The sequence below is a fragment of the Bradyrhizobium sp. F1.13.3 genome, assembly GCF_040548265.1.
Taxonomy (GTDB): Bacteria; Pseudomonadota; Alphaproteobacteria; order Rhizobiales; family Xanthobacteraceae; genus Bradyrhizobium.
On the sequence record NZ_JBEPRI010000002.1, the window covers coordinates 958,158 to 980,415 of the forward strand.

Consider the following 22,258-nt stretch of genomic DNA (forward strand, 5'->3'; position numbering starts at 1 on the left):
CGCTTTGGACGGTGTTTTGGCGGACGAATGTGCGAGGCCCGTAAGACTACGGTGACCATCCGGCGGTAAGATTTCCCTCTCACGAGCAATGGTGTGCGGCGTTCGACATGACAACAATGACGGCTTCTCATCTGGTTTCACGCTGGTCCGGCGCCCTCTGGTCGGGAGCTCTTGGTCTCTGTGCGATCGTCGCCGTCATTCGTCCTGCCGAGGCTGATCCCCGCGCCGTTGTCGAATTGTTTACCTCGCAGGGCTGCTCCTCCTGCCCGCCGGCCGACAAGATCATCGGCGATCTCTCCCGCGATCCCTCGATCATCGCGCTGAGCATGCCGATCGATTATTGGGACTATCTCGGCTGGAAGGACACATTGGCCGATTCGCGCTTCTCTGCACGGCAGCGTGCCTATTCGCGCATGCGCGGCGACCGCGAAGTCTACACGCCGCAGGTCGTGGTCAACGGCTCCACGCATGTCGTCGGAAGCGACCGCACCGGCATCGAAAGCGCCATCGGCAGGAACGACAAGGGCACGGGCGTGATGAGCGTGCCGGTGACGATGTCGCTCGCGGGCAAGCAGATCAACGTCTCGGTGGCCGCGAGCAAGGAGCCCACGGCGTCCCACGGCGAGGTCTGGATCTGCTCGATTGCGAAGTCTGTGCCGATCGCGATCAGCCGCGGCGAAAATCGCGGACAGCAGGTCATCTATCACAACGTGGTGCGCAACCTGCTCAAGGTCGGCGACTGGACCGGCCGTCCGGAAAGCTGGACGGTCCCGATCGAGAACCTCACGCGCGACGGCGTCGACGGTGCCGTGGTCTATGTCCAGGACGGCAGCCGGGAAAAGCCGGGGCCGATGCTGGGCGCGGCGTACACGTCGCTGCACTGATTCGCAGCGCGCTCAAGATCATCTCAAGACAACTTGTCTCTCGTCATTCCGGGGCGCGCGAAGCGCGAACCCGGAATCCATCGATCCACCATCCGAGCTGAGAAATGGATTCCGGGCTCGCGCCAAGAGGCGCGCCCCGGAATGACAGCGAGTGAGAAACATCCCGACCCAACAAAAAAGGACCAACTCGCGTTGGCCCTCCTTGTATGCGAACAGACCCGATCCTGACGGCCCCGGGGGGCTGGGGGCTGAGGAATCCGGAACCGAAAGGACCGGGTCAACGCACATCCTTCTTTTCGCAATGCAGGGCGGCAGTCGCTTGGCGGAAAAGCGGCGACACTATGATTCCTGCTAACGATCCCGTGACGGTTTGCCGCGAGAGAGTTCCACCGCGGCGTGTGGGCGGATTGCTTCTGATTCGAGGGGCCTTGCAGTGGGGAACAGTTGGCGCGATCATGCAACTGTCATGATCCGCGGTTCCGGGGACGGTCTTCGCGGACGCGGTCATGCTGATGCGACAGGAGGCGGCCTATGAGTCTGTCGGAGGATGCCGATCCGAGCGAACAGCGCGCGGCGGCGCGCCCCGCCGCTTCAAATGCGCAGCTGAGCCGCGTGACGTTCAACCGGCTCGAGCTGCACCGTATTCTCAATCTCTACGGCCGGATGGTCGCGGACGGCGAGTGGCGCGACTACGCCATCGACTTCCTCAGGGATCGCGCCGTGTTCTCGGTCTTTCGCCGCGCCTCGGAAGTGCCGATCTATCGTATCGAGAAGGATCCGCGCCTCGCGCGCAAGCAGGGCATGTACAGCGTGATCTCGGCGACGGGTCTGATCCTGCGCCGTGGCCACGAGCTCGAGCGCGTGCTCCTGGTGATCGATCGCAAGCTGGCGGTGGTGTGACGACCTTGGTCGTCATTCCGGGGCGCGACGAAGTCGCGAACCCGGAATCTCGAGCCGCTGACAACTTCTGGATTCCGGGTTCGATGCTGCGCATCGCCCCGGAATGACGGCGACGATTACTTCTCCGGCACGCTCTTGGCGCCCTCACCAAGATCCCGCTGCATCATCACCGTGTCGAGCCAGCGGCCGAATTTCAGCCCGACGCTGGGATGCGTGCCGATCATCTTGAAGCCGGCCCTGGTGTGCACGCCGACCGAACCCGCATTGGCGGAATCGCCGATCACGGCGATCATCTGGCGGAAGCCGCGCGCCTCGCATTCGACGATCAGCCGCTCCAGCAGGAGCGCCCCGATGCCGCGGCGGTGGAATGCTGGATCGAGATAGATCGAGTTCTCGACCGTGAAGCGGTAGGCCGGCCGCGGCCGGTAGGCGCCGGCATAGGCGTATCCGGCGACGCGCCCGTCGAGGATGGCGACGAAATAGGGATAGCCGCCGTCGATCAGCGTGCGGTAGCGGCGCGTCATCTCGGCGAGGTCGGGCGGCTCCAGCTCGAACGTCGCGGTGCCCTCGCGGACAGCCTGCTGGTAGATGGCGGTGATGGCGGGAAGGTCGGCCTCAAGAGTAGGCCTGATATCGGGTGCGGACATGGGCCAAGATTAGAGCCTTCCCGGGACGGCTGGAAGAGGCGAACGGCCTTCCCACGTCGTCATTGCGAGCGAAGCGAAGCAATCCAGAAATGCGTCCGTGGAGGGACTCTGGATTGCTTCGTCGCAAGAGCTCCTCGCAATGACGGTGGTTGAGGGAACATCACGGCCAAACAAAAACCCCGGCCTCTCGGCCGGGGCTGGTGTCGTTCGCTCTGGGCTGGCGCTTAGTCGCGCTGGCCGAGGAGCTGCAGGAGCAGCGTGAACAGGTTGATGAAGTTCAGGTACAGCGACAGCGCGCCGGTGATGGCCGCACGCTCTGCGATGTCACCGCCGGCCGAGGCGTAGCCGTAGATGTAGTCGTTCTTCAGCCGCTGGGTATCCCAGGCGGTGAGGCCCGCGAACACCAGCACGCCGACCACCGACACCACGAACTGCAGCACCGAGCTCGCCAGGAACAGGTTCACCAGGCTGGCGATGACGATGCCGATCAGGCCCATGAACAGGAACGAACCCATTCCGCTCATGTCACGCTTGGTGGTGTAGCCGTAGAGGCTGAGCGCGCCGAAGGTCGCCGCGGTGATGAAGAACACCCGCACGATCGAGGTGTGTGTGAACACCAGGAAGATCGAGGACAGCGAGATGCCCATCAGCGCCGCGAACACCCAGAACAGGATCTGGGCGGTCGAGGGAGCGAGCCGATTGATGCCTGCCGAGATCACGAACACCATGGCGAGCGGCGCGAGCATGAACAGCCACTTCAGGGGGCTGACGAACATCGCGTAGCCGAACGGCGTCAGGAACAGCTTGCCGACGCGGACGGCTTCCGGGGTCGGAACGTCAGTCACGGCGGCCATGTAGACGCCGAGCGCGGCAAGGCCGGTGATGGCCAGGCCGATGCTCATGTAGTTGTAGATGCGCAGCATGTAAGCGCGCAGGCCGGCATCGACCGTCGCGGCGTCAACACGCCCGGCGGCCCTGCCGAAAGGAGAAGCGTAATTGCGGTCTAGGTCCGACATGGTCGAATTCCCGTTGGTTGGTCCGGTCCGGCATGAGGGTCGCCATGCCGCCGGTTCGTCAAATTCTATCTCGGATACCGACGTCTGCCGACTAAATTTTGGCTAACAATCGGGACTCCGAACCCACTCGATATGTGGGAAACTAACACATCCGCTGCAACCTTCCACGCGCGGCTGAATGTCGCCCTCGCCCGCAATCCTGGCGAGCAGACGTGGTTAATCGCTGGAATCGTGCGATTTCGCTCCCGCGCAGCCGCCCGCTACCATTTGTCACAAATTCCGCAACACCGTGGCGGGCTTTTTGTTCAACGCCAGGAGCGTGCCGGCGAGCCCGAGCCCGACCGTGACGACCAAAGCAGCCGCGACCACGCCGGCTGCGCTGCCGCCCTGCCAGACGAAAGTGAGGGTCATCAGCCGGGTCACGATCATCCAGGCCGCGACGCTGCCGGCGAAAACGCCGAACACCGCGGTGGCGAGCCCGATCAGGAGGTATTCGAGCGCATAGGCGCCGAGCAGCCGCAGTCGGGTCGCGCCCAGGGTCTTGAGGATCACCGCATCGTAGACCCTGTGCCGATGGCCGGCGGCGAGCGCGCCGCCCAACACCAGGATCGCCGAGATCAGGGTCACCGCGCTGGCGCCGCGGATCGCCAGCGCAAGGTTGGTCACGACCGAGCCGACCGTCTCCATCACCTCGCGCACGCGCACGCTCGTCACCATCGGATAGGCGTCAGCGACCTCCTTGATGATCTTGCCGTCGCCGGCCGCATCGCCTCCGGCTTCCGTCAGCGTCGCGATGTGGGTGTGCGGGGCGCCCTTGAAGGCGTTCGGCGAGAACACCAGGACGAAATTGATGCCGAGGCCCTGCCAGTCGATGGTGCGCAGATTGCTGATCTTGGCGGGGATGTCGCGGCCGAGGATATTGACCACGACCTCGTCGCCGAGCTTGAGGCCGAGTCCGTCCGCGATCTTCTTCTCCATCGAAACCAGCGGCGGGCCGGAATAATCGGCGCTCCACCACGCGCCCTCGACCACCTTGGAGCCCTTCGGCAGATCGGCGGTATAGGTCAGGCCACGGTCGCTCTGCAGCACCCACTCGGAATCGGTGCTGGGCTTGAGCTCCTCGGCGCGGACGCCACGGGCTCCGACGATCCGCCCGCGCAGCATCGGCACGTCATCGACCTTCGCGCCAGGGGCGAGCTGGCGCAGATAGGAGTCGAACTGCTCGGCCTGCGTGCTCGGAATGTCGATGAAGAAGAACGATGGCGCGTGCTCGGGCAGCGCCGCCAGGAACTGCCGGCGCAGATTGCCGTCGATCTGGGTGATGGTGACGAGCACGGCGAGTCCGAGCCCGAGCGAGAGCACGACCGAGGGCGTCAGCGCGCCCGGCCGGTGAATGTTGGCAATCGCAAGTCGCAGCATCGGCCACCGCGTGCGCGGCAGTCGCCGTGCGATCGTCATCAGCAGGGCGGCAATGCCGCGCAGCAGCGCGAACACGACCACGGAGGAGGCCACGAACACCGCGGCGATGCGCTTGTCGAAGGAGAGCCCGATCACGACCGCGATGAGCAGCGCGATCACGACGGCCATGAAGACGAGATAGCTCCAGCGTGGCCGGTGCCATTCGGAGCTGATGGTGTCGCGGAACAGCGCGGCCACCGGCACGTCGTGTACCCGCCCGAGCGGCCACAGGCCGAAGGCAAGCGCGGTGAGCAGCCCGTAGACGAACGACAGCGCAAGCTCGTCGGCATGCACCGCCGGCACCACCGGCAGCGGCAGCAGCTTGCCGAACAGGCCGACGATCGCGAAGGGCATGGCGGCGCCGAGCGCGAGCCCGATCAGCGACCCAATCGCGGCGAGCAGGAGAACCTGGGCGAGATAGATGCCGAACACGTCGCGCCCGGTGGCGCCGACCGCCTTGAAGGCCGCGATCACCTCGAGCTTGTGGTCGATATGGGCCTTGACGGCATTGGCGACGCCGACACCGCCGACCAGCAGCGCGGCGAGGCCGACCAGCGTCAGGAACTGCGTGAAGCGGTTGATGTTGCGCTCGAGCTGCGGCGAGGCATTGGAGCGGCTGCGGACCTCCCAGCCGGCCTGCGGCGCGGCGTTGCGCGAATCCGCAATGAAGGCGTCGGTGGCGCGCTCGCTATTGGCGATCTCCGGCAGCTTCACCCGGTAGACCCAGCGCACCAGGCTGCCGGGCTGGACCAGCCCGGTGGCGCGCAGGCCCGCTTCGCTGATCAGGAAGCGCGGGCCGAAGCCGATGCCGCCGGCGAGCTTGTCGGGCTCGGCTTCGACGGCGCTGCGGATCTGGAACGTCGCAGCCCCGACGGTGACGCGATCGCCGGTCTTGAGCGATAGCCGCGTCAGCAGCGTCGGATCGGCGGCTGCGCCGAACGCGCCGTCGCGCTCCGCGAGCAGGTCGGACATCGGCAGCGGTGGCGCCAGCGTCAACTGGCCCAGCATCGGATAGGTGCCGTCGACCGCCTTCATCTCGACCAGCGCCAGCTTGCCCTCGGCCGAGCGCGCCATTCCGCGCAGAGTGGCGGCGCTCGAGACGGTGCCGCGCGAACGCAGGAAGGCGACTTCCTCCGGCTTCGCCTCGCGCTGAAACAAGACGAACGATACGTCGCCGCCGAGCAGCGTACGGCCCTCGCGGGCGAGGCCGTCGCTCAGGCTCGCCGACACCGAGCCGACACCGGCGATGGCCATCACGCCGAGCGCGATGCAGGCAATGAAGACGTAGAAGCCGCGCAGGCCGCCGCGCAATTCGCGCAGCGCGTAGCGCAGCGACAGCGCGACGCCGTTGGGCTTCGCGAACGGTTCGGCAGCAATGCTCATGCCGGCGCCGACTGCGTGTCGATGCGCCCGGAGCGCAGGCGGATCACGCGATCGCAGCGATGCGCGAGCGAGGAATCGTGCGTGACCAGCACCAGCGTCATGCCGCGCTCGGCATGCTTGCTGAACAGCAGGTCGACGATCTGTTGTCCGGTGGCTTCGTCGAGATTGCCGGTCGGCTCGTCGGCAACGAGGATCGCGGGATCGGGTGCCAGCGCGCGGGCCAGCGCGACGCGCTGCTGCTCGCCGCCGGAGAGCTGCGTCGGATAATGGTGCAGACGGTCGCCAAGGCCGACCGATTGCAGCTCCTCCGCCGCGCGCCTGGCGGCGTCGGGATTGCCTGCAAGCTCGAGCGGCACCGCGACGTTCTCCAGCGCGGTCATGGTCGGGATCAAATGGAAGGACTGGAAGACGATGCCGACCTGGCGGCCGCGGAAGCGGGCCAGCGCGTCCTCGTCGAGGGCATTGAAAGGCGTGCCGCTGACCACCACCTCTCCGCTATCAGGACGCTCCAGCCCCGCCATCACCATCAGCAGCGTGGATTTGCCCGAACCTGACGGGCCGATCAGGCCGATCGTTTCGCTCCGGCCGACGCGCAAGCTGATATCCTTGAGAATGTGAACGCGTGCCGCGCCCGTACCCAATGACAGATTGACGTTGGAGATGGCGATGGTGTCCGCCGAACTGTCGGCGAGCGAAGAGGAAGAGATGCGAGTGTCCATGGTCCGGTCATATGGCAACTCCGCACGCGCGGTCGAGAGGCGTTACGGATTGTTCATGCACATAGCCGTGTTGATGCTCGGTTTGATGACGGTGGCAAATCCGGCGTGGGCTCCGGCATGGGCCGAAGCGGCGAAGCCGATCAGGCTGGTGGTTCTCGGCGATTCCCTGAGTGCCGGCCTCGGCCTCCCGGCCCAGGAGGCGTTCCCCGCAAAACTTCAAAAATCTCTACAAGACAAAGGGATAGAGGTCGGCATGAGCAATGCCGGGGTGTCCGGCGACACCTCCTCGGGGGGCCGTGACCGGCTCGACTGGTCGGTCCCTGACGGAACCGACGGTGTGATCATCGAGCTCGGCGCCAACGATGCGCTGCGCGGCATCTATCCCGATTTGACGCGCGCTGCGCTCACCGAGATCGTCCAGCGTCTCAAGGCGCGCAAGATCGCGGTGATGCTGTGCGGCATGCTGGCGCCGCCGAACTACGGCGCGGACTATGCCGCGCGCTTCAATTCGATTTATCCGGATTTGGCGAAAAAATACGGCGTGCCGCTCTATCCGTTTTTTCTCGACGGTGTCGCGGCCGATGCCAAGCTCAACCAAGCCGACGGCATTCATCCGACCGCGCCCGGCGTCGACATCATCGTCAGGAATATCTTGCCCACGGTTGAGGCATTCCTTGGCACCATAGCTGAGCAACGGCGTTGAAAAGCAGGCAACGCTAACCGTAATTCCCAGGGTTTTACCGGAGTAAGGCGCGCGATGCTTCGCAGAGTCACACAACTGCGATAGGAATTGAGGTACCGGTGATTCGTCGCCGGCTCTAAAATTTGGATATGATCTTTCCCTGGATCATGCCCAAGCATCGGGAGTGCGAAACGATGCCGCGTTTGTTCACTGGTCTGGAAATTCCGGCCGAGATTGGCCAGTCGCTTTCCAATTTGCGGGGCGGCCTTCCCGGCGCCCGCTGGATCGATCCCGAAAATTACCACGTCACACTGCGCTTCATCGGCAATATCGACGGCATGTCCGCCAACGAAATCGCCTCGATGCTGTTTCGCGTTGACCGCAAGCCGTTCGAGGTGAAGGTGCAGGGCTTGCAGAGTTTCGGCGGACGCAAGCCGCGCGCGGTGGTCGCCACCATCGTGCCGAGCAAGCCGCTGATGGAATTGCAAGCCGAGCTCGAGCGCCTGATGCAGCGGATCGGCCTCGATCCTGAGGGTCGCAAGTTCATCCCGCATGTCACGCTGGCCCGGCTCCACGACGCCACCGACCGTGACGTCGCCGATTATCTCTCGCTGCGCGGCTATTTTCCCAGCAAGGCGTTCACGGCCGAACGTTTCGTGCTGTTCTCGTCCCGCGCCTCCACCGGCGGCGGACCGTATGTGGTCGAGGACGCGTACGAGCTGTGTGAGTGAGCTTGGCTAACAAGCCGAGGCCCTGGCGCGTCGACCGGTAGCGTCTATCGCGCTCAGAGTGGCAATCCGTGTTTGTCATAGGCAACGATTTCGTCTGCCGTCTGGTCGGCTATCACCGGCAGTACGCTCCAGCGTTGGCGGATCGCAGCCATATCGTCCAATAGAGCAGTCTTGCGGTGCTGATTGTCGATACGGCTAAGCCGCTCCTCGCTAGCTCGCTTCGTCGCGACCACAACGGTCTCGCCGGTGAGTTGCGCCAGCCTGCATGCGAGATGCTCGGTCTCGGGGTCTTCGATATTAAGAGCCATGTCAGGAGCCACAAAGTAGCCGCTTTACTTTACTGATATCTCAATCATCCGCCCACACCCACATGTATGAGGGTAAGCGCATACGCCCCTTGCGCCAATACGGAGTTGCAATTTCCGCTCATCTCTGGCGGTAAAGAGCATGCTCTCGACCCCCAGTTCCTCATTCCGCGAGGCCTATCAGGCCCAGATCGCGTCCGGCGCGATCGAGCCCGACGCTGCCCAGGCTGAAATCGCCGACGCCTATGCGGCGCTCGACCAGCGGCTCGCCGATTACAAGCCGGCGCGCAAGCAGGGCCTGCTCAGCCGCCTGTTCAGCAGCGACAAGGACGAGGCGCCGCACGGGCTCTACGTCCATGGCGAGGTCGGCCGCGGCAAGACCATGCTGATGGATCTGTTCTTCCAGCACTCGACCGTCGAGCACAAGCGGCGCGCGCATTTCCACGAATTCATGGCCGATGTGCACGAGCGCATCTACGATTATCGCCAGGGCATCGCGCGCGGCGAGATCGCCGACGGCGACGTCATCGCGCTGACCGCGCATGCGATCTTCGAGGAGAGTTGGCTGCTCTGTTTCGACGAATTCCACGTCACCGACATCGCGGACGCGATGATCCTCGGCCGCCTGTTCGCAAAGCTGCTGGAGCTCGGCACCGTGGTGGTGGCGACCTCCAACGTCGCGCCTGACGACCTCTACAAGGGCGGTCTGAATCGTTCGCTGTTCCTGCCCTTCATCAGGCAGATCACCGACCACATGGACGTGCTGCGGCTCGACGCGCGCACCGACTTCCGGCTGGAAAAGCTTCAGGGCGTGCCGATGTGGCTGACACCGGCAGACACCGAGGCGGACACCGCGCTCGACCGCGCCTGGTCGAAGATGTCAGGCAGCGCCAAATGCAAGTCGCGCGATATTTCGATCAAGGGCCGCATCCTGCACGTGCCGTGCTCGGCCCACGGCGTGGCGCGCTTCGCGTTCGCCGATCTCTGCGAGAAGCCGCTCGGGGCATCCGACTATCTCAGGCTGGCGCACGATTATCACACCATCCTGGTCGACCACATTCCAGTGATGGACATCTCTCAGCGCAACGCCGCCAAGCGTTTCATCACGCTGATCGACACGCTCTATGACAATGCCGTGAAGCTGATGGCCTCGGCCGATGCCAACCCGATCTCGCTCTATCTTGCCAACGAGGGCAACGAGGCCAACGAGTTCAAGCGCACCGCGTCGCGCCTGATCGAAATGAGCTCGGAATCCTATCTGGCGCTGCCCCACGGCCGCAAGGATTCCACCGCCAGCGGCTCGACCAAGGGGCTGGTGGAGACTTAAGTCCTATGCGGCCGTCATTCCGGGGCGTCGCCAAGCGACGAGCCCGGAATCCATACTCCCGATCGTCGTTATGGATTCCGGGCTCGCGACTTCGTCGCGCCCCGGAATGACCGTTGGGATAGGCTGACGGTTCGGGGGGTATTCTGGCTGCTTTCGCGGCGAGCCCGACAATTGGGCATCCACCGACTTGAACGGGGGAGGCGAAAGGGATAACCACCCGTCTCAGTTTTCCCCTCCTTACGTGTCTAAAGGACAGGTTCACATGGCGCGCGACAAGATTGCTTTGATTGGCTCCGGTCAGATCGGCGGAACGCTGGCTCATCTCATCGGCCTGAAAGAGCTGGGCGACGTGGTGATGTTCGACATCGCCGAGGGCGTGCCGCAGGGCAAGGCGCTCGACATCGCACAGTCCTCGCCGGTCGATGGCTTTGACGCGCACTATATCGGCGCGAACTCCTACGAGGCGCTGGACAATGCAAAGGTCTGCATCGTCACCGCCGGCGTGCCCCGCAAGCCCGGCATGAGCCGCGACGACCTCCTCTCCATCAACCTCAAGGTCATGGAGCAGGTCGGCGCCGGCATCAAGAAGTACGCCCCCGACGCTTTCGTCATCTGCATCACCAACCCGCTCGACGCGATGGTCTGGGCGCTGCAGAAGGCTAGCGGCCTGCCGCACAAGAAGGTCGTCGGCATGGCCGGCGTGCTGGATTCGTCGCGCTTCCGCTACTTCCTGGCCGACGAGTTCAACGTTTCGGTCGAAGACGTCACCGCCTTCGTGCTGGGCGGCCATGGCGACACGATGGTGCCGCTGGTAAAATACTCCACCGTCGCCGGCATTCCGCTGCCCGATCTCGTCAAGATGGGCTGGACCTCGCAGGCGCGCCTCGACGAGATCGTCGACCGCACCCGCAACGGCGGCGCCGAGATCGTCAATCTGCTCAAGACCGGCTCGGCCTTCTACGCGCCGGCGGCTTCCGCGATCGCGATGGCCGAGAGCTATCTGCGTGACAAGAAGCGCGTGCTGGCCTCGGCCGCCTACCTGAACGGCGAATACGGCGTGAAGGACATGTATGTCGGCGTGCCCGTCGTGATCGGCTCCAAGGGCGTCGAGCGCGTCGTCGAGATCGAGCTCGTCGGCAAGGACCGCGAAGCCTTCGACAAGTCAGTCGGCGCGGTGCAGGGTCTGGTTGACGCCTGCAAGAAGATCGCACCCGACCTTCTGGGCCGCTAAACCCAACAATCCCCGCCGAAGATCGAAAACCCGGTCTTCGGCGGTTTCACTTCCGGGCCCCCGCTGCAACTCTTGTTGAGGGCTGGCGGGTTCCGGATCGGCAGTCCAGAGATCGATGTCAGAGAATCCGGGTTGCAGTTCCTGTGGTATATGGTATGCCAGCCACAAGACTGAGGTGGGCCTACGAGGTCACCGCCCGCGGGTTCAGGGAGCGACTAAATGAATATCCATGAATATCAGGCCAAAGCGCTGCTGAACGAGTTCGGTGTCGCGATCTCGAAGGGCGTTCCGGTCCTGAAGGCGGCCGATGCGGACGCGGCGGCAAAGGCTCTCCCGGGCCCGGTCTGGGTCGTGAAGAGCCAGATCCACGCCGGCGGCCGCGGCAAGGGCAAGTTCAAGGAAGCATCCGCCGGCGACAAGGGCGGCGTCCGCATCGCCAAGTCGGCCGCGGAAGTTTCCGAATTCGCCAAGCAGATGCTCGGCGCAACGCTCGTCACCATCCAGACCGGACCCGCCGGCAAGCAGGTCAACCGCCTTTACATCGAGGACGGCTCCGACATCGACAAGGAATTCTACCTCTCGATCCTGGTCGACCGCGAGACCTCCCGCGTCTCCTTCGTGGTGTCGACCGAGGGCGGCGTCAACATCGAGGACGTCGCGCACAACACGCCTGAGAAGATCGTGACCTTCTCGATCGATCCCGCAACCGGCATCATGGGCCATCACGGCCGCACCGTCGCCAACGCGCTGAAACTCTCCGGCGATCTCGCCAAGCAGGCCGAGAAGCTCACCGCGCAGCTCTATGCGGCGTTCGTCGCCAAGGACATGTCGATGCTGGAGATCAACCCGCTGGTCGTGACCAAGCAGGGCCAGCTCCGCGTCCTCGACGCCAAGGTGTCGTTCGACGACAACGCCCTGTTCCGTCACCCCGAGGTGCTCGCGCTGCGCGACGAGACCGAGGAAGACGCCAAGGAAATCGAGGCCTCGAAATACGACCTCAACTACGTCACCCTCGACGGCAATATCGGCTGCATGGTCAACGGCGCCGGCCTCGCGATGGCGACGATGGACATCATCAAGCTCTACGGCATGGCGCCGGCGAACTTCCTCGACGTCGGCGGCAGCGCCAGCAAGGAAAAGGTGGCGGCCGCCTTCAAGATCATCACCGCGGATCCCAACGTGAAGGGCATCCTGGTCAACATCTTCGGCGGCATCATGAAGTGCGACGTGATCGCCGAGGGCGTGACGGCTGCGGTTCGTGAAGTCGGCCTCAGCGTGCCGCTGGTGGTTCGCCTCGAAGGCACCAATGTCGAGCTGGGCAAGAAGATCATCCGTGAATCCGGCCTGAACGTGGTGCCGGCCGACAATCTCGACGACGCCGCGCAGAAGATTGTGAAGGCCGTCAAGGGAGGCTGAGGCCATGACCCAGGACCATCTCGCTGCATCATCTCCGCTGCCGGAGCACGCGCGTCTTGCCGCGTTCGCCGGTGAATGGAATGGCGAAGAGGTGGTCTTTCCGTCGCGCTGGACGGACGGGGGAACGGCGACTTCTCGCGTCGTGGCCCACATGGATCTCAATGGCTTCTATCTGATCCAGGACTCGGTCCAGACCCGCGACGGCAAGCAGAGCTTCGCCACCCACGGCATCTTCACCTTCGACCGCGAAGACCGGACCTACAAATTGTTCTGGTACGACTCGCTCGGCTACACGCCGCCCTCGCCCGCCTCCGGCGGGTGGGTCGGCAAGACCCTGACGCTGGTGCGCGGCTCGCTCCGCGGCAATGCGCGCCACGTCTATGAAATCATCGACGACGATTCCTATTCGTTGAAGATCCAGTTCTCGCCGGACGCGGAAGGCTGGGCCGACGTGCTCACCGGCGTCTACCGCCGCATCCACTGACCTCTCACTCGTTAGTTTCGCGAAAGCAGACCTCATGTCCATCCTGATCGACAAGAACACCAAGGTCATCTGCCAGGGCTTTACCGGCAAGAACGGCACCTTCCATTCGGAGGCCGCGATTGCCTATGGCACCAAGATGGTCGGCGGCACTTCGCCCGGCAAAGGCGGCGCGACGCATCTGGGCCTGCCGGTGTTCGACACCGTGCGCGAGGCGCGTGAGAAGACCGGCGCGGATGCGTCGGTGATCTACGTGCCGCCGCCGGGCGCGGCCGATGCGATCTGCGAAGCCATCGACGCCGAGATCCCGCTGATCGTCTGCATCACCGAAGGTATCCCGGTCATCGACATGGTCCGGGTGAAGCGCTCGCTGGCCGGCTCCAAGTCGCGCCTGATCGGGCCGAACTGCCCGGGTGTCATGACTGCGGGCGAGTGCAAGATCGGCATCATGCCGGCCAACATCTTCAAGACCGGCAGCGTCGGCATCGTTTCCCGCTCCGGCACCCTGACCTACGAAGCCGTGTTCCAGACCACCCAGGAAGGCCTCGGCCAGACCACTGCGGTCGGCATCGGCGGCGATCCGGTCAAGGGAACCGAGTTCATCGACGTGCTGGAAATGCTGCTCGGCGACCCCCAGACCGAGTCGATCATCATGATCGGCGAGATCGGCGGTTCCGCCGAGGAGGACGCCGCCCAGTTCCTCAAGGACGAAGCCAAGCGCGGCCGCAAGAAGCCGATGGTCGGGTTCATCGCCGGTGTCACGGCCCCTCCCGGCCGCCGCATGGGCCATGCCGGTGCGATCATTTCGGGCGGCAAGGGTGACGCCGGTTCCAAGACCGACGCGATGAAATCGGCAGGAATTACAGTATCTCCGTCTCCCGCTCGCCTTGGCCACACGCTTGCCGAAAAATTGAAGGCCTGATTCACACCTTCGTAATTTTCCGGGCGAAGTTTCGCAGCAAATAGGGTAAATGGTGCCTGTCGCGCTGGTCCTCTGCCGGGGAGCCCAGCGCCAGCGCCGTTTGTTATGCGCGAACCGAAATCGCCAGGAACTCAAGTATGTCTCGCCAAGACGCGAACGCAGCCTTTGCCCTCTCCTCCTTTTTGCAGGGCACCAACGCCACCTACATCGACGAAATCTACGCCCGCTACGAGAAGGACCCGTCCTCGGTTGATGCCGAGTGGCAGGACTTCTTCAAGAGCCTCAACGACCAGCCGGGGGACATCAGCAAGAACGCCCAGGGCCCGTCCTGGGAGCGCGCCAACTGGCCGCTGACCCCGCAGGACGATCTGACCTCCGCGCTCGACGGCAATTGGGCCGAAGTCGAGAAGACGGTCGGAGCCAAGATTGCCGCCATGGCGCAGGCCAAGGGCGGGGACAAGGCCGGCGGCCTCTCCTCCGCAGACCTGCTCCAGGCCACCCGCGACTCGGTCCGCGCGCTGATGCTGATCCGGTCCTACCGCATGCGCGGGCACTTCCACGCCAAACTCGATCCGCTCGGCATCGAAGCCCAGCGCAATCGCGAAGAGCTCGACCCGCGGACCTACGGCTTCAGTGAAGCCGATTTCGACCGCAAGATCTTCCTCGACCATGTGCTCGGTCTCGAATACGCCAGCTTGCGCGAAATCACCGCGATCTGCGAGCGTACCTACTGCCAGACGCTCGGCGTCGAGTTCATGCACATCACCAACGCGGCCCAGAAGGCGTGGATCCAGGAGCGCATCGAGGGGCCTGACAAGGAAATCTCGTTCACCCGCGAAGGCCGCCGCGCCATCCTGATGAAGCTGGTCGAAGCCGAAGGCTTCGAGAAATTCTGCGACACCAAGTTCACCGGCACCAAGCGCTTCGGCCTGGACGGTGCTGAATCGCTGATCCCCGCGCTCGAGCAGATCATCAAGCGCGGCGGCAATCTCGGCGTGAAGGAGGTCGTGCTGGGCATGCCGCATCGCGGCCGCCTCAACGTACTGACCCAGGTGATGGGCAAGCCGCATCGCGCGCTGTTCCACGAGTTCAAGGGCGGTTCGGCCAATCCTGATGCGGTCGAAGGCTCGGGCGACGTCAAATATCACCTCGGCGCGTCCTCGGATCGCGAGTTCGACGGCAACCGCATCCATCTGTCGCTGACCGCCAACCCCTCGCATCTCGAGATCGTCGATCCCGTGGTGCTCGGAAAAGTCCGCGCCAAGCAGGACCAGCACGGCGATCCGCCGGATATGCGCATCTCGGTGATGCCGCTGCTGATGCATGGCGACGCAGCATTTGCCGGCCAGGGCGTGGTGGCCGAATGTTTCGGCCTGTCGGACCTGAAGGGCTACCGCACCGGCGGCTCCGTCCACTTCATCGTCAACAACCAGATCGGCTTCACCACCTATCCGCGTTATTCCCGTTCGTCGCCTTACCCGTCCGACGTGGCGAAGATGATCGACGCGCCGATCTTCCACGTCAACGGCGACGATCCGGAAGCCGTCGTGTTCGCGGCCAAGGTCGCGACCGAGTTCCGGCAGAAATTCCACAAGCCCGTCGTCATCGACATGTTCTGCTACCGCAGGCATGGCCATAACGAGGGCGACGAGCCGGCTTTCACCCAGCCGGTGATGTACAAGAAGATCGCGGCCCATCCATCGACGCTCGAGCTCTACGCCCGCCGCCTCATCAGCGAAGGCGTGCTGACCGAGGGCGAGGTCGAGAAGGCCAAGGCGGACTGGCGCGCGCGGCTCGATGCCGAGCTCGAGGCCGGCTCCGGCTACAAGCCCAACAAGGCCGACTGGCTCGACGGCAAATGGGCCGGCTTCAAGATCGCCGATCAGGAAGAAGATGCGCGGCGTGGCGTTACCGGCGTCGACATCGCCGCCCTGAAGGACATCGGCCGCAAGATCACCAAGGTGCCGGATGGTTTCCGCGTCCACCGCACCATCCAGCGCTTCCTCGAAAACCGCGCCAAGGCGATCGACGGCGGCACGGGCATCGACTGGGCGACCGGCGAGGCGCTGGCGTTCTGCACGCTGCTCAACGAGAACCACCATGTCCGCCTGTCCGGACAGGATTCGGAGCGCGGCACCTTCTCGCAGCGCCACTCGGTCCTGATCGACCAGGAAGACGAGAGCCGCTACACGCCGTTCAACCATCTCGGTCACGAGCAGGGCCATTACGAGGTCATCAACTCGCTGCTGTCTGAAGAAGCCGTGCTCGGCTTCGAATACGGCTATTCGCTCGCCGAGCCGAACACGTTGACCCTGTGGGAAGCGCAGTTCGGCGACTTCGCCAACGGCGCGCAGGTCGTGTTTGACCAGTTCATCTCCTCGGGTGAGCGCAAATGGCTGCGCATGTCCGGCCTCGTCTGCCTTCTGCCGCACGGCTATGAAGGCCAGGGACCGGAACATTCCTCGGCGCGTCTGGAGCGTTATCTCCAGATGTGCGCGGAAGACAACATGCAGGTGGTCTATCCGACCACGCCGGCGAACTATTTCCACGTGTTGCGCCGCCAGCTCCATCGCGAGATCCGCAAGCCGCTGATCGTGATGACGCCGAAGTCGCTGCTGCGTCACAAGCGGGCGGTGTCGCGTCTCGAGGAGCTCGCGAAGGGAACCACCTTCCACCGCATCCTCTATGATGACGCCCAGATGCTGCCGAGCGAAGCGATCAAGCTCGTTCCCGACGAGAAGATCCGCCGCATCGTGCTCTGCTCGGGCAAGGTCTATTACGACCTCTACGAGGAGCGCGAGAAGCGCGGGATGGACGACATCTACCTGATGCGCGTCGAGCAGCTCTATCCGGTGCCGCTCAAGGCGCTGGTGGCCGAGCTGTCGCGCTTCAAGAAGGCCGAAGTGGTGTGGTGCCAGGAAGAGCCGCGCAACATGGGTGCCTGGCACTTCATCGAGCCCTATCTGGAATGGGTGCTGAACCAGGTGAACGGTGTGAGCCGGCGTCCGCGTTATGTCGGTCGCGCCGCCTCCGCCGCGACCGCCACGGGTCTGATGTCGAAGCATCAGGCGCAGTTGAAGGCGTTCCTGGACGAAGCATTGAGCTGAGACGTTTTTTAGGACGCTGTCATCGCCCGCCTTGTGCGCAATTGCGCACTGGGGCGGGCGATCCAGTACGCCGTGACGGCCGTGATGACCACGAACGCCGCGGAGTACTGGATGCCCCGCCTTCGCGGGGCATGACACCTGTGAAATTCATGACCGCATTGGCGATCTCCTTAAGGAAAAGACCATGACTGAAATTCGTGTGCCGACCCTCGGCGAATCCGTCACCGAGGCCACCATCGGCCGCTGGTTCAAGAAGGCCGGCGATCCCGTCGCCGTCGACGAGCCCTTGGTGGAGCTTGAGACCGACAAGGTCACCATCGAAGTCCCGGCGCCCTCCGCCGGCACGCTGAGCGAGATCATCGCCGCCGATGGTGCCACCGTCGCGGTCGGCGCGCTGCTTGGCCAGATTACTGAAGGTGCCGCCGGCGCTGCCAAGCCGGCGCCCGCTGCGCCCGCAAAGCCCGCGGCTGCCGCTCCTGCTGCCGCCGCTGCGGCTGCTCCCGCCGCGGCGAAGGCGCCGCCGGCCGATGCGCCGCTCGCTCCCTCCGTGCGCAAGCTCTCGGCCGAGACCGGCATTGACGCCTCGACGGTTCCCGGCTCCGGCAAGGACGGCCGCGTCACCAAGGGCGACATGCTCGCTGCGATCGAACGTGCGGCTTCGGCGCCGACCCCGGTCAACCAGCCGGCCGCAGCGGTCCAGGTCCGCGCGCCGTCGCCGGCCGATGACGCTGCCCGCGAAGAGCGCGTCAAGATGACCCGGCTGCGCCAGACCATCGCGCGCCGCCTCAAGGACGTGCAGAACACCGCCGCGATGCTCACGACCTTCAACGAGGTCGACATGACCAACGTCATGGCGTTGCGCGCCCACTACAAGGATGCGTTCGAGAAGAAGCACGGCAGCAAGCTCGGCTTCATGGGCTTCTTCACCAAGGCCGTCGTGCAGGGGCTGAAGGACATCCCGGCCGTCAACGCGGAGATCGACGGCACCGACCTGATCTACAAGAACTACTATCACATCGGCGTCGCCGTCGGCACCGACAAGGGCCTCGTCGTGCCCGTGGTGCGCGACTGCGACAACAAGTCGATCGCGGACATCGAGAAGGGCATCGCCGATTTCGGCCGCCGCGCCCGTGACGGCCAGCTCAAGATCGACGAGATGCAGGGCGGCACCTTCACCATCACCAATGGCGGCATCTACGGCTCGCTGATGTCGACCCCGATCCTGAACGCGCCGCAGTCCGGCATCCTCGGCATGCACAAGATCCAGGAGCGGCCGATGGTCGTCGGCGGCAAGATCGAGGTCCGCCCGATGATGTATCTGGCGCTGTCCTACGATCACCGCGTCATCGACGGCAAGGAAGCCGTGACCTTCCTTGTTCGCGTCAAGGAGAGCCTGGAAGATCCGGCGCGCCTGGTGCTCGATCTCTGATCGCTGATGCTCTGCGAGCGCCGTCGCCTTGCGCGACGGCGCGTGTCGAACCATGGAGGCGCGCGTGACGGATAAAGTCGTTGTCATCACCGGCGGCAGCCGCGGCATTGGCCGCGCGACTGCGATTGCTGCGGCCGCGCGCGGCTTCCGTGTCGTGGTCGGCTATGCCAGCAACAACAAGGCCGCCGACGAGGTGGTCGCCGAGATCGCGGCCAGCAACGGCAAGGCCATCGCGGTGAAATGCGACGTCGCCGAGGAAAGCGACATCCTGGCGCTGTTCAAGGCCGCGGACGCGTTCGGCACGCTCGGCGCACTCGTCAACAATGGCGGTATTGTCGGGACCAGCGGCGTGCGCGTCGATGAGATGTCGGCCGAGCGCATCCAGCGCGTGATGGCGGTCAACGTCACCGGCTCCATCCTCTGCGCGCGCGAAGCGGTGAAGCGGATGTCGACCAGGCACGGCGGCCAGGGCGGCGTCATCGTCAATCTGTCGTCGGTTGCCGCCAAGCTCGGGGCGCCGAACACCTATGTCGACTATGCCGCGTCCAAGGGCGCGATCGATTCGTTCACCATCGGCCTCGGCTATGAGGTTGCCGGCGAAGGCATTCGCGTCGCGGGCATCCGCCCCGGCCTGATCGATACCGAAATCCACGCCTCCGGCGGCGAGCCCGATCGGCACCACCGTCTGGCCCATATGGTGCCGATGAAGCGCGTCGGTACTGCCGATGAAGTCGCCAATGCCATCGTCTGGCTGATGTCGGACGATGCCTCCTACGTTACCTCAGCCATTCTCGATGTGTCCGGCGGACGCTGACGCGCCGCGCGGACGCTGACACATCACTCAACGCTAAACTTACGGGACTTTCTCTCATGGCATACGATCTCGTCGTCATCGGCACCGGACCGGGCGGTTATGTCTGCGCGGTGCGTGCAGCGCAGCTCGGCATGAAAGTCGCCGTGGTCGAAAAGAACGCCACGCTCGGCGGCACCTGCCTCAATGTCGGCTGCATGCCGTCGAAGGCGTTGCTGCACGCTTCCGAAATGTTCGAGGAAGCCGGGCATTCCTTCGCCAAGATGGGCGTCAGCGTCTCCGCGCCGAAGCTCGATCTGCCTGCGATGATGAATTTCAAGCAGCAGGGCATCGACGGCAACGTCAAGGGCGTCGAATTCCTGATGAAGAAGAACAAGATCGACGTGCTCAAGGGCGCCGGCAAGATTCTCGGCACCGGCAAGGTCGAAGTCTCCGCCGACGGCAAGTCGCAAGTCATCGAAACGAAGAGCATCGTGATCGCCACCGGCTCGGACATCGCGCGGCTCAAGGGCATCGAGATCGACGAGACCCGCATCGTGTCGTCGACCGGCGCGTTGTCGCTGGACAAGGTGCCCGGCAAGCTGCTGATCGTCGGCGCCGGCGTGATCGGCCTCGAGCTCGGCTCGGTCTGGCACCGTCTCGGTGCCGAAGTGGTCGTCGTCGAATTCCTCGACCGCATCCTGCCCGGCATGGACGGCGAGATTGCCAAGCAATTCCAGCGCATCCTGGAGAAGCAGGGCTTTGCCTTCAAGCTGGGTGCCAAGGTCACGGGCGTGGACACCTCCGGCAAGACGCTGAAGGCGACGGTCGAGCCCGCCGCCGGCGGCGCTGCCGAGACGCTGGAAGCCGACGTCGTTCTCGTCTGTATCGGCCGTGTGCCGTACACGGATGGGCTGGGCCTGAAGGAAGCCGGCGTTGCGCTCGACAATCGCGGCCGCGTGCAGATCGATCCGCACTTCGCCACCAGCGTGAAGGGCGTCTATGCCATCGGCGACGTCGTCGCGGGCCCGATGCTCGCGCACAAGGCCGAGGACGAGGGCGTCGCGGTTGCCGAGATCATCGCAGGGCAGGCCGGCCACGTGAACTACGATGTTATCCCAGGCGTCGTGTATACCACGCCGGAAGTATCCTCCGTCGGCAAGACCGAGGAAGAGCTGAAGCAGGCCGGTGTGGCTTATACGGTCGGAAAGTTTCCCTTTACCGCCAACGGCCGCTCCAAGGTCAATCAGACCACTGACGGCTTTGTGAAGATTCTCGCAGATGCGAAGACCGATCGCGTGCTCGGCGTGCACATTATCGGTCGTGAAGCCGGCGAAATGATCCATGAGGCGTGCGTTCTCATGGAATTCGGCGGCAGTGCGGAGGATCTCGCGCGCACCTGCCACGCCCACCCGACGCGCTCGGAGGCCATCAAGGAAGCCGCGCTTGCAGTCGGCAAGCGGGCCATCCATATGTAGGTCGCGCCCAGCGCCGAATCGGGCGGGAAACACATGCTACGCCGCCTGCTTCAACCGCTCTGGGTCCTGCTTGCGATCATCTTCCTGATCGAAGCCTGGCTGTGGGACCATCTCGAACCGATCGTCGCGCGGGTTGTCGCAATCGTCCCGCTCGCCCGGTTCAAGCAATGGCTGTCGGACCGCGTCGATGCGCTGTCGCCGGCGATGACCCTGATCGTGTTCGCGGTGCCGATCGTTCCGCTGTTTCCGCTCAAGCTGGTCGGCCTGTGGCTGCTCACGCACGAATACTGGACCAGCGCGGTCTTCACCATCGTGTTCGCAAAGCTGCTCGGCGTCGGCGTCACCGCCTTCGTCTTCGACGTGACGCGCGACAAGCTGATGGAGATGGCCTGGTTCGAGCGGCTTTATGCTCTGGTGCTGAAGCTGCGTGCTAAGGCCGCCGAGTTGGTCGATCCAATCAAGCGGCGCATCCGCGAGCTGATCGCCGGCAACGGCGAAGGCTGGTCCTCCCGCACACTCCGCCTGATCCAGCGTTTTCGCAAGAGCGTGCACGAAGCGCGCTGAAGCCTCACCGCACACTCGCTGTCATCGCCCGGCTTGACCGGGCGATCCAGTATTCCAGAGACGGCAATGGATACGGAGAAGCCGCGGCGTACTGGATGCCCCCGGTCAAGCCGGGGCATGACACTGCTTGTGCGGCGTCAAACCACGCGTCTCGTTTTCGCTAATGCAAATGCAGCAGATGCGGCAACCACAGGCCGAGCCCGGTCATGACGAGCCCGCCGATCGTCAGCAGGCCAGCGACATAGGCGAGCGCGATCATGCCGGTGATGATGGTGGCTGAGGCCAGAACGATGCCGATCTGGAAGGCGGCGGACGCCAGTTCGAAGTGATGATATTTCGCAGTGGCCTCGTCGCGCTCATGCTCGGCGTGCTTGGCCTTTTCGGCCAGCTGCTCGGTGCCTTCGCCGGTCTCCGGCTCGGAGCGGTAGCGCTGCGCGGTCTTCTGCCAGTCCTCGATCTGCTTCTGCACCGCCACCTTGTTGCCCTCGTCGCTCGCCGCGCCGAGGATGAGCTTGCCCTGGTCCGCCATGCTCTGCACCATGGTGCGGCGGATGCTCTTGGCCTGGAAGAAGGCCCAGAGGTTGGAAGCCTCGACGTTCTTGCTGATCGATTCGGTCTGGGCGCCCTTGCCGAGCGTCTCGGAGATCGCCAGGAAAAGCGCCAGGACAGCGATCAGGAGCGCGATCTTCTTGTTCGAGCCGGACGCGTGTTCGGCGTGCTCGGCATGCTCCATGCTTTCATGTGCGCTCATAAGTCCCTCCTGGCTCGGTTCGCCACGATTGACCGAA

At 64.3% G+C, this 22,258-nt stretch carries 20 protein-coding genes; 14 read left to right on the forward strand and 6 right to left on the reverse strand.

All coding sequences use genetic code 11. The features are described 5' to 3' along the window. Positions 1-107: 107 nt before the first annotated feature. Positions 108-884, forward strand: a complete 777-nt coding sequence (locus tag ABIB66_RS09355; protein WP_354209661.1) for a DUF1223 domain-containing protein — start codon at positions 108-110, stop codon at positions 882-884. A 531-nt stretch (positions 885-1,415) separates the two neighbouring features. After that, positions 1,416-1,784 carry a DUF2794 domain-containing protein gene (locus tag ABIB66_RS09360; RefSeq protein ID WP_007598853.1) on the forward strand — a complete coding sequence of 123 codons (369 nt, stop codon included), beginning with the start codon at positions 1,416-1,418 and terminating at the stop codon, positions 1,782-1,784. 116 nt (positions 1,785-1,900) lie between these two features. On the opposite strand, the gene ABIB66_RS09365 is transcribed toward ABIB66_RS09360, so the two are convergent. From ABIB66_RS09365 to ABIB66_RS09380, 4 genes are all read right to left on the reverse strand, one after another. Further along, complete coding sequence (locus tag ABIB66_RS09365; protein ID WP_354209660.1) at positions 1,901-2,431, reverse strand: GNAT family N-acetyltransferase; 531 nt, start codon at positions 2,429-2,431, stop codon at positions 1,901-1,903. 224 nt (positions 2,432-2,655) lie between these two features. Then, a complete protein-coding gene (locus tag ABIB66_RS09370; protein ID WP_007604312.1) occupies positions 2,656-3,447 on the reverse strand; it encodes a Bax inhibitor-1/YccA family protein in 792 nt (263 codons plus the stop codon). Positions 3,448-3,717: 270 nt separating this feature from the next. Then, entirely contained in the window at positions 3,718-6,288 is a 2,571-nt protein-coding gene (locus ABIB66_RS09375) for an ABC transporter permease (RefSeq protein ID WP_354209659.1), read from the reverse strand. Next, entirely contained in the window at positions 6,285-7,007 is a 723-nt protein-coding gene (locus ABIB66_RS09380) for an ABC transporter ATP-binding protein (protein ID WP_354064674.1), read from the reverse strand. The genes ABIB66_RS09375 and ABIB66_RS09380 overlap by 4 nt, the downstream gene beginning before the upstream one ends. A gap of 55 nt (positions 7,008-7,062) precedes the next feature. Here ABIB66_RS09380 and ABIB66_RS09385 point away from each other — a divergent pair, with 55 nt between their 5' ends. Further along, positions 7,063-7,710, forward strand: coding sequence for an arylesterase (locus ABIB66_RS09385; RefSeq protein WP_354209785.1), 648 nt, complete (start codon positions 7,063-7,065; stop codon positions 7,708-7,710). Between the two features lie 173 nt (positions 7,711-7,883). Beyond that, complete coding sequence (gene thpR, locus ABIB66_RS09390; protein ID WP_007598862.1) at positions 7,884-8,420, forward strand: RNA 2',3'-cyclic phosphodiesterase; 537 nt, start codon at positions 7,884-7,886, stop codon at positions 8,418-8,420. A 53-nt stretch (positions 8,421-8,473) separates the two neighbouring features. Here the strand turns inward: thpR and ABIB66_RS09395 are convergent, their stop codons facing one another. Then, positions 8,474-8,728: a type II toxin-antitoxin system VapB family antitoxin gene (locus ABIB66_RS09395; RefSeq protein WP_354209658.1), complete on the reverse strand. Its 255-nt coding sequence runs from the start codon at positions 8,726-8,728 to the stop codon at positions 8,474-8,476. A 139-nt stretch (positions 8,729-8,867) separates the two neighbouring features. On the opposite strand from ABIB66_RS09395, the gene zapE reads away from it, so the two are divergent. The 10 genes from zapE (at position 8,868) to ABIB66_RS09445 (ending at position 21,470) form a co-directional block, all read left to right on the forward strand. Further along, on the forward strand, positions 8,868-10,052 hold the full coding sequence (gene zapE / locus ABIB66_RS09400) for a cell division protein ZapE (RefSeq protein ID WP_354064670.1): 1,185 nt from the start codon (positions 8,868-8,870) through the stop codon (positions 10,050-10,052). A 262-nt stretch (positions 10,053-10,314) separates the two neighbouring features. After that, positions 10,315-11,283 (forward strand): malate dehydrogenase, encoded by a 969-nt coding sequence (mdh, locus tag ABIB66_RS09405; RefSeq protein ID WP_354209657.1) that lies wholly within the window; start codon positions 10,315-10,317, stop codon positions 11,281-11,283. Between the two features lie 219 nt (positions 11,284-11,502). Continuing rightward, positions 11,503-12,699, forward strand: coding sequence for an ADP-forming succinate--CoA ligase subunit beta (gene sucC, locus ABIB66_RS09410; protein ID WP_027566399.1), 1,197 nt, complete (start codon positions 11,503-11,505; stop codon positions 12,697-12,699). Between the two features lie 4 nt (positions 12,700-12,703). After that, the gene (locus tag ABIB66_RS09415) at positions 12,704-13,183 is read left to right on the forward strand and encodes a DUF1579 family protein (protein WP_275174195.1); all 480 of its coding nucleotides are present in this window, start codon (positions 12,704-12,706) and stop codon (positions 13,181-13,183) included. Between the two features lie 34 nt (positions 13,184-13,217). After that, the gene (gene sucD / locus ABIB66_RS09420) at positions 13,218-14,102 is read left to right on the forward strand and encodes a succinate--CoA ligase subunit alpha (protein ID WP_275174194.1); all 885 of its coding nucleotides are present in this window, start codon (positions 13,218-13,220) and stop codon (positions 14,100-14,102) included. 137 nt (positions 14,103-14,239) lie between these two features. Then, positions 14,240-17,209 carry a 2-oxoglutarate dehydrogenase E1 component gene (locus ABIB66_RS09425; RefSeq protein WP_354209656.1) on the forward strand — a complete coding sequence of 990 codons (2,970 nt, stop codon included), beginning with the start codon at positions 14,240-14,242 and terminating at the stop codon, positions 17,207-17,209. 184 nt (positions 17,210-17,393) lie between these two features. Beyond that, positions 17,394-18,638, forward strand: a complete 1,245-nt coding sequence (gene odhB / locus ABIB66_RS09430; RefSeq protein WP_354209655.1) for a 2-oxoglutarate dehydrogenase complex dihydrolipoyllysine-residue succinyltransferase — start codon at positions 17,394-17,396, stop codon at positions 18,636-18,638. 52 nt (positions 18,639-18,690) lie between these two features. Continuing rightward, positions 18,691-19,452: an SDR family oxidoreductase gene (locus ABIB66_RS09435; RefSeq protein ID WP_473321716.1), complete on the forward strand. Its 762-nt coding sequence runs from the start codon at positions 18,691-18,693 to the stop codon at positions 19,450-19,452. A 56-nt stretch (positions 19,453-19,508) separates the two neighbouring features. Further along, complete coding sequence (gene lpdA, locus ABIB66_RS09440) at positions 19,509-20,906, forward strand: dihydrolipoyl dehydrogenase (RefSeq protein ID WP_354209654.1); 1,398 nt, start codon at positions 19,509-19,511, stop codon at positions 20,904-20,906. A gap of 33 nt (positions 20,907-20,939) precedes the next feature. Then, complete coding sequence (locus tag ABIB66_RS09445; RefSeq protein WP_275174187.1) at positions 20,940-21,470, forward strand: hypothetical protein; 531 nt, start codon at positions 20,940-20,942, stop codon at positions 21,468-21,470. Positions 21,471-21,630: 160 nt separating this feature from the next. Here ABIB66_RS09445 and ABIB66_RS09450 read toward each other — a convergent pair whose 3' ends face one another. Further along, positions 21,631-22,221 (reverse strand): DUF4337 domain-containing protein, encoded by a 591-nt coding sequence (locus tag ABIB66_RS09450; protein WP_354209653.1) that lies wholly within the window; start codon positions 22,219-22,221, stop codon positions 21,631-21,633. Positions 22,222-22,258 lie beyond the last annotated feature (37 nt).

What these genes read in the sequence shown, in the direction of transcription:
- odhB (WP_354209655.1), top strand. Translation starts at nt 17,394, where the DNA reads ATGACTGAAATTCGTGTGCCGACCCTCGGCGAATCCGTCACCGAGGCC.
- ABIB66_RS09450 (WP_354209653.1), bottom strand. Translation starts at nt 22,221, where the DNA reads ATGAGCGCACATGAAAGCATGGAGCATGCCGAGCACGCCGAACACGCG.
- ABIB66_RS09375 (WP_354209659.1), bottom strand. Translation starts at nt 6,288, where the DNA reads ATGAGCATTGCTGCCGAACCGTTCGCGAAGCCCAACGGCGTCGCGCTG.
- ABIB66_RS09425 (WP_354209656.1), top strand. Translation starts at nt 14,240, where the DNA reads ATGTCTCGCCAAGACGCGAACGCAGCCTTTGCCCTCTCCTCCTTTTTG.
- ABIB66_RS09445 (WP_275174187.1), top strand. Translation starts at nt 20,940, where the DNA reads ATGCTACGCCGCCTGCTTCAACCGCTCTGGGTCCTGCTTGCGATCATC.
- ABIB66_RS09380 (WP_354064674.1), bottom strand. Translation starts at nt 7,007, where the DNA reads ATGGACACTCGCATCTCTTCCTCTTCGCTCGCCGACAGTTCGGCGGAC.
- ABIB66_RS09355 (WP_354209661.1), top strand. Translation starts at nt 108, where the DNA reads ATGACAACAATGACGGCTTCTCATCTGGTTTCACGCTGGTCCGGCGCC.
- ABIB66_RS09385 (WP_354209785.1), top strand. Translation starts at nt 7,063, where the DNA reads ATGCACATAGCCGTGTTGATGCTCGGTTTGATGACGGTGGCAAATCCG.
- ABIB66_RS09365 (WP_354209660.1), bottom strand. Translation starts at nt 2,431, where the DNA reads ATGTCCGCACCCGATATCAGGCCTACTCTTGAGGCCGACCTTCCCGCC.
- zapE (WP_354064670.1), top strand. Translation starts at nt 8,868, where the DNA reads ATGCTCTCGACCCCCAGTTCCTCATTCCGCGAGGCCTATCAGGCCCAG.
- sucD (WP_275174194.1), top strand. Translation starts at nt 13,218, where the DNA reads ATGTCCATCCTGATCGACAAGAACACCAAGGTCATCTGCCAGGGCTTT.
- ABIB66_RS09435 (WP_473321716.1), top strand. Translation starts at nt 18,691, where the DNA reads ATGGAGGCGCGCGTGACGGATAAAGTCGTTGTCATCACCGGCGGCAGC.
- ABIB66_RS09395 (WP_354209658.1), bottom strand. Translation starts at nt 8,728, where the DNA reads ATGGCTCTTAATATCGAAGACCCCGAGACCGAGCATCTCGCATGCAGG.
- mdh (WP_354209657.1), top strand. Translation starts at nt 10,315, where the DNA reads ATGGCGCGCGACAAGATTGCTTTGATTGGCTCCGGTCAGATCGGCGGA.
- thpR (WP_007598862.1), top strand. Translation starts at nt 7,884, where the DNA reads ATGCCGCGTTTGTTCACTGGTCTGGAAATTCCGGCCGAGATTGGCCAG.
- lpdA (WP_354209654.1), top strand. Translation starts at nt 19,509, where the DNA reads ATGGCATACGATCTCGTCGTCATCGGCACCGGACCGGGCGGTTATGTC.
- sucC (WP_027566399.1), top strand. Translation starts at nt 11,503, where the DNA reads ATGAATATCCATGAATATCAGGCCAAAGCGCTGCTGAACGAGTTCGGT.
- ABIB66_RS09360 (WP_007598853.1), top strand. Translation starts at nt 1,416, where the DNA reads ATGAGTCTGTCGGAGGATGCCGATCCGAGCGAACAGCGCGCGGCGGCG.
- ABIB66_RS09415 (WP_275174195.1), top strand. Translation starts at nt 12,704, where the DNA reads ATGACCCAGGACCATCTCGCTGCATCATCTCCGCTGCCGGAGCACGCG.
- ABIB66_RS09370 (WP_007604312.1), bottom strand. Translation starts at nt 3,447, where the DNA reads ATGTCGGACCTAGACCGCAATTACGCTTCTCCTTTCGGCAGGGCCGCC.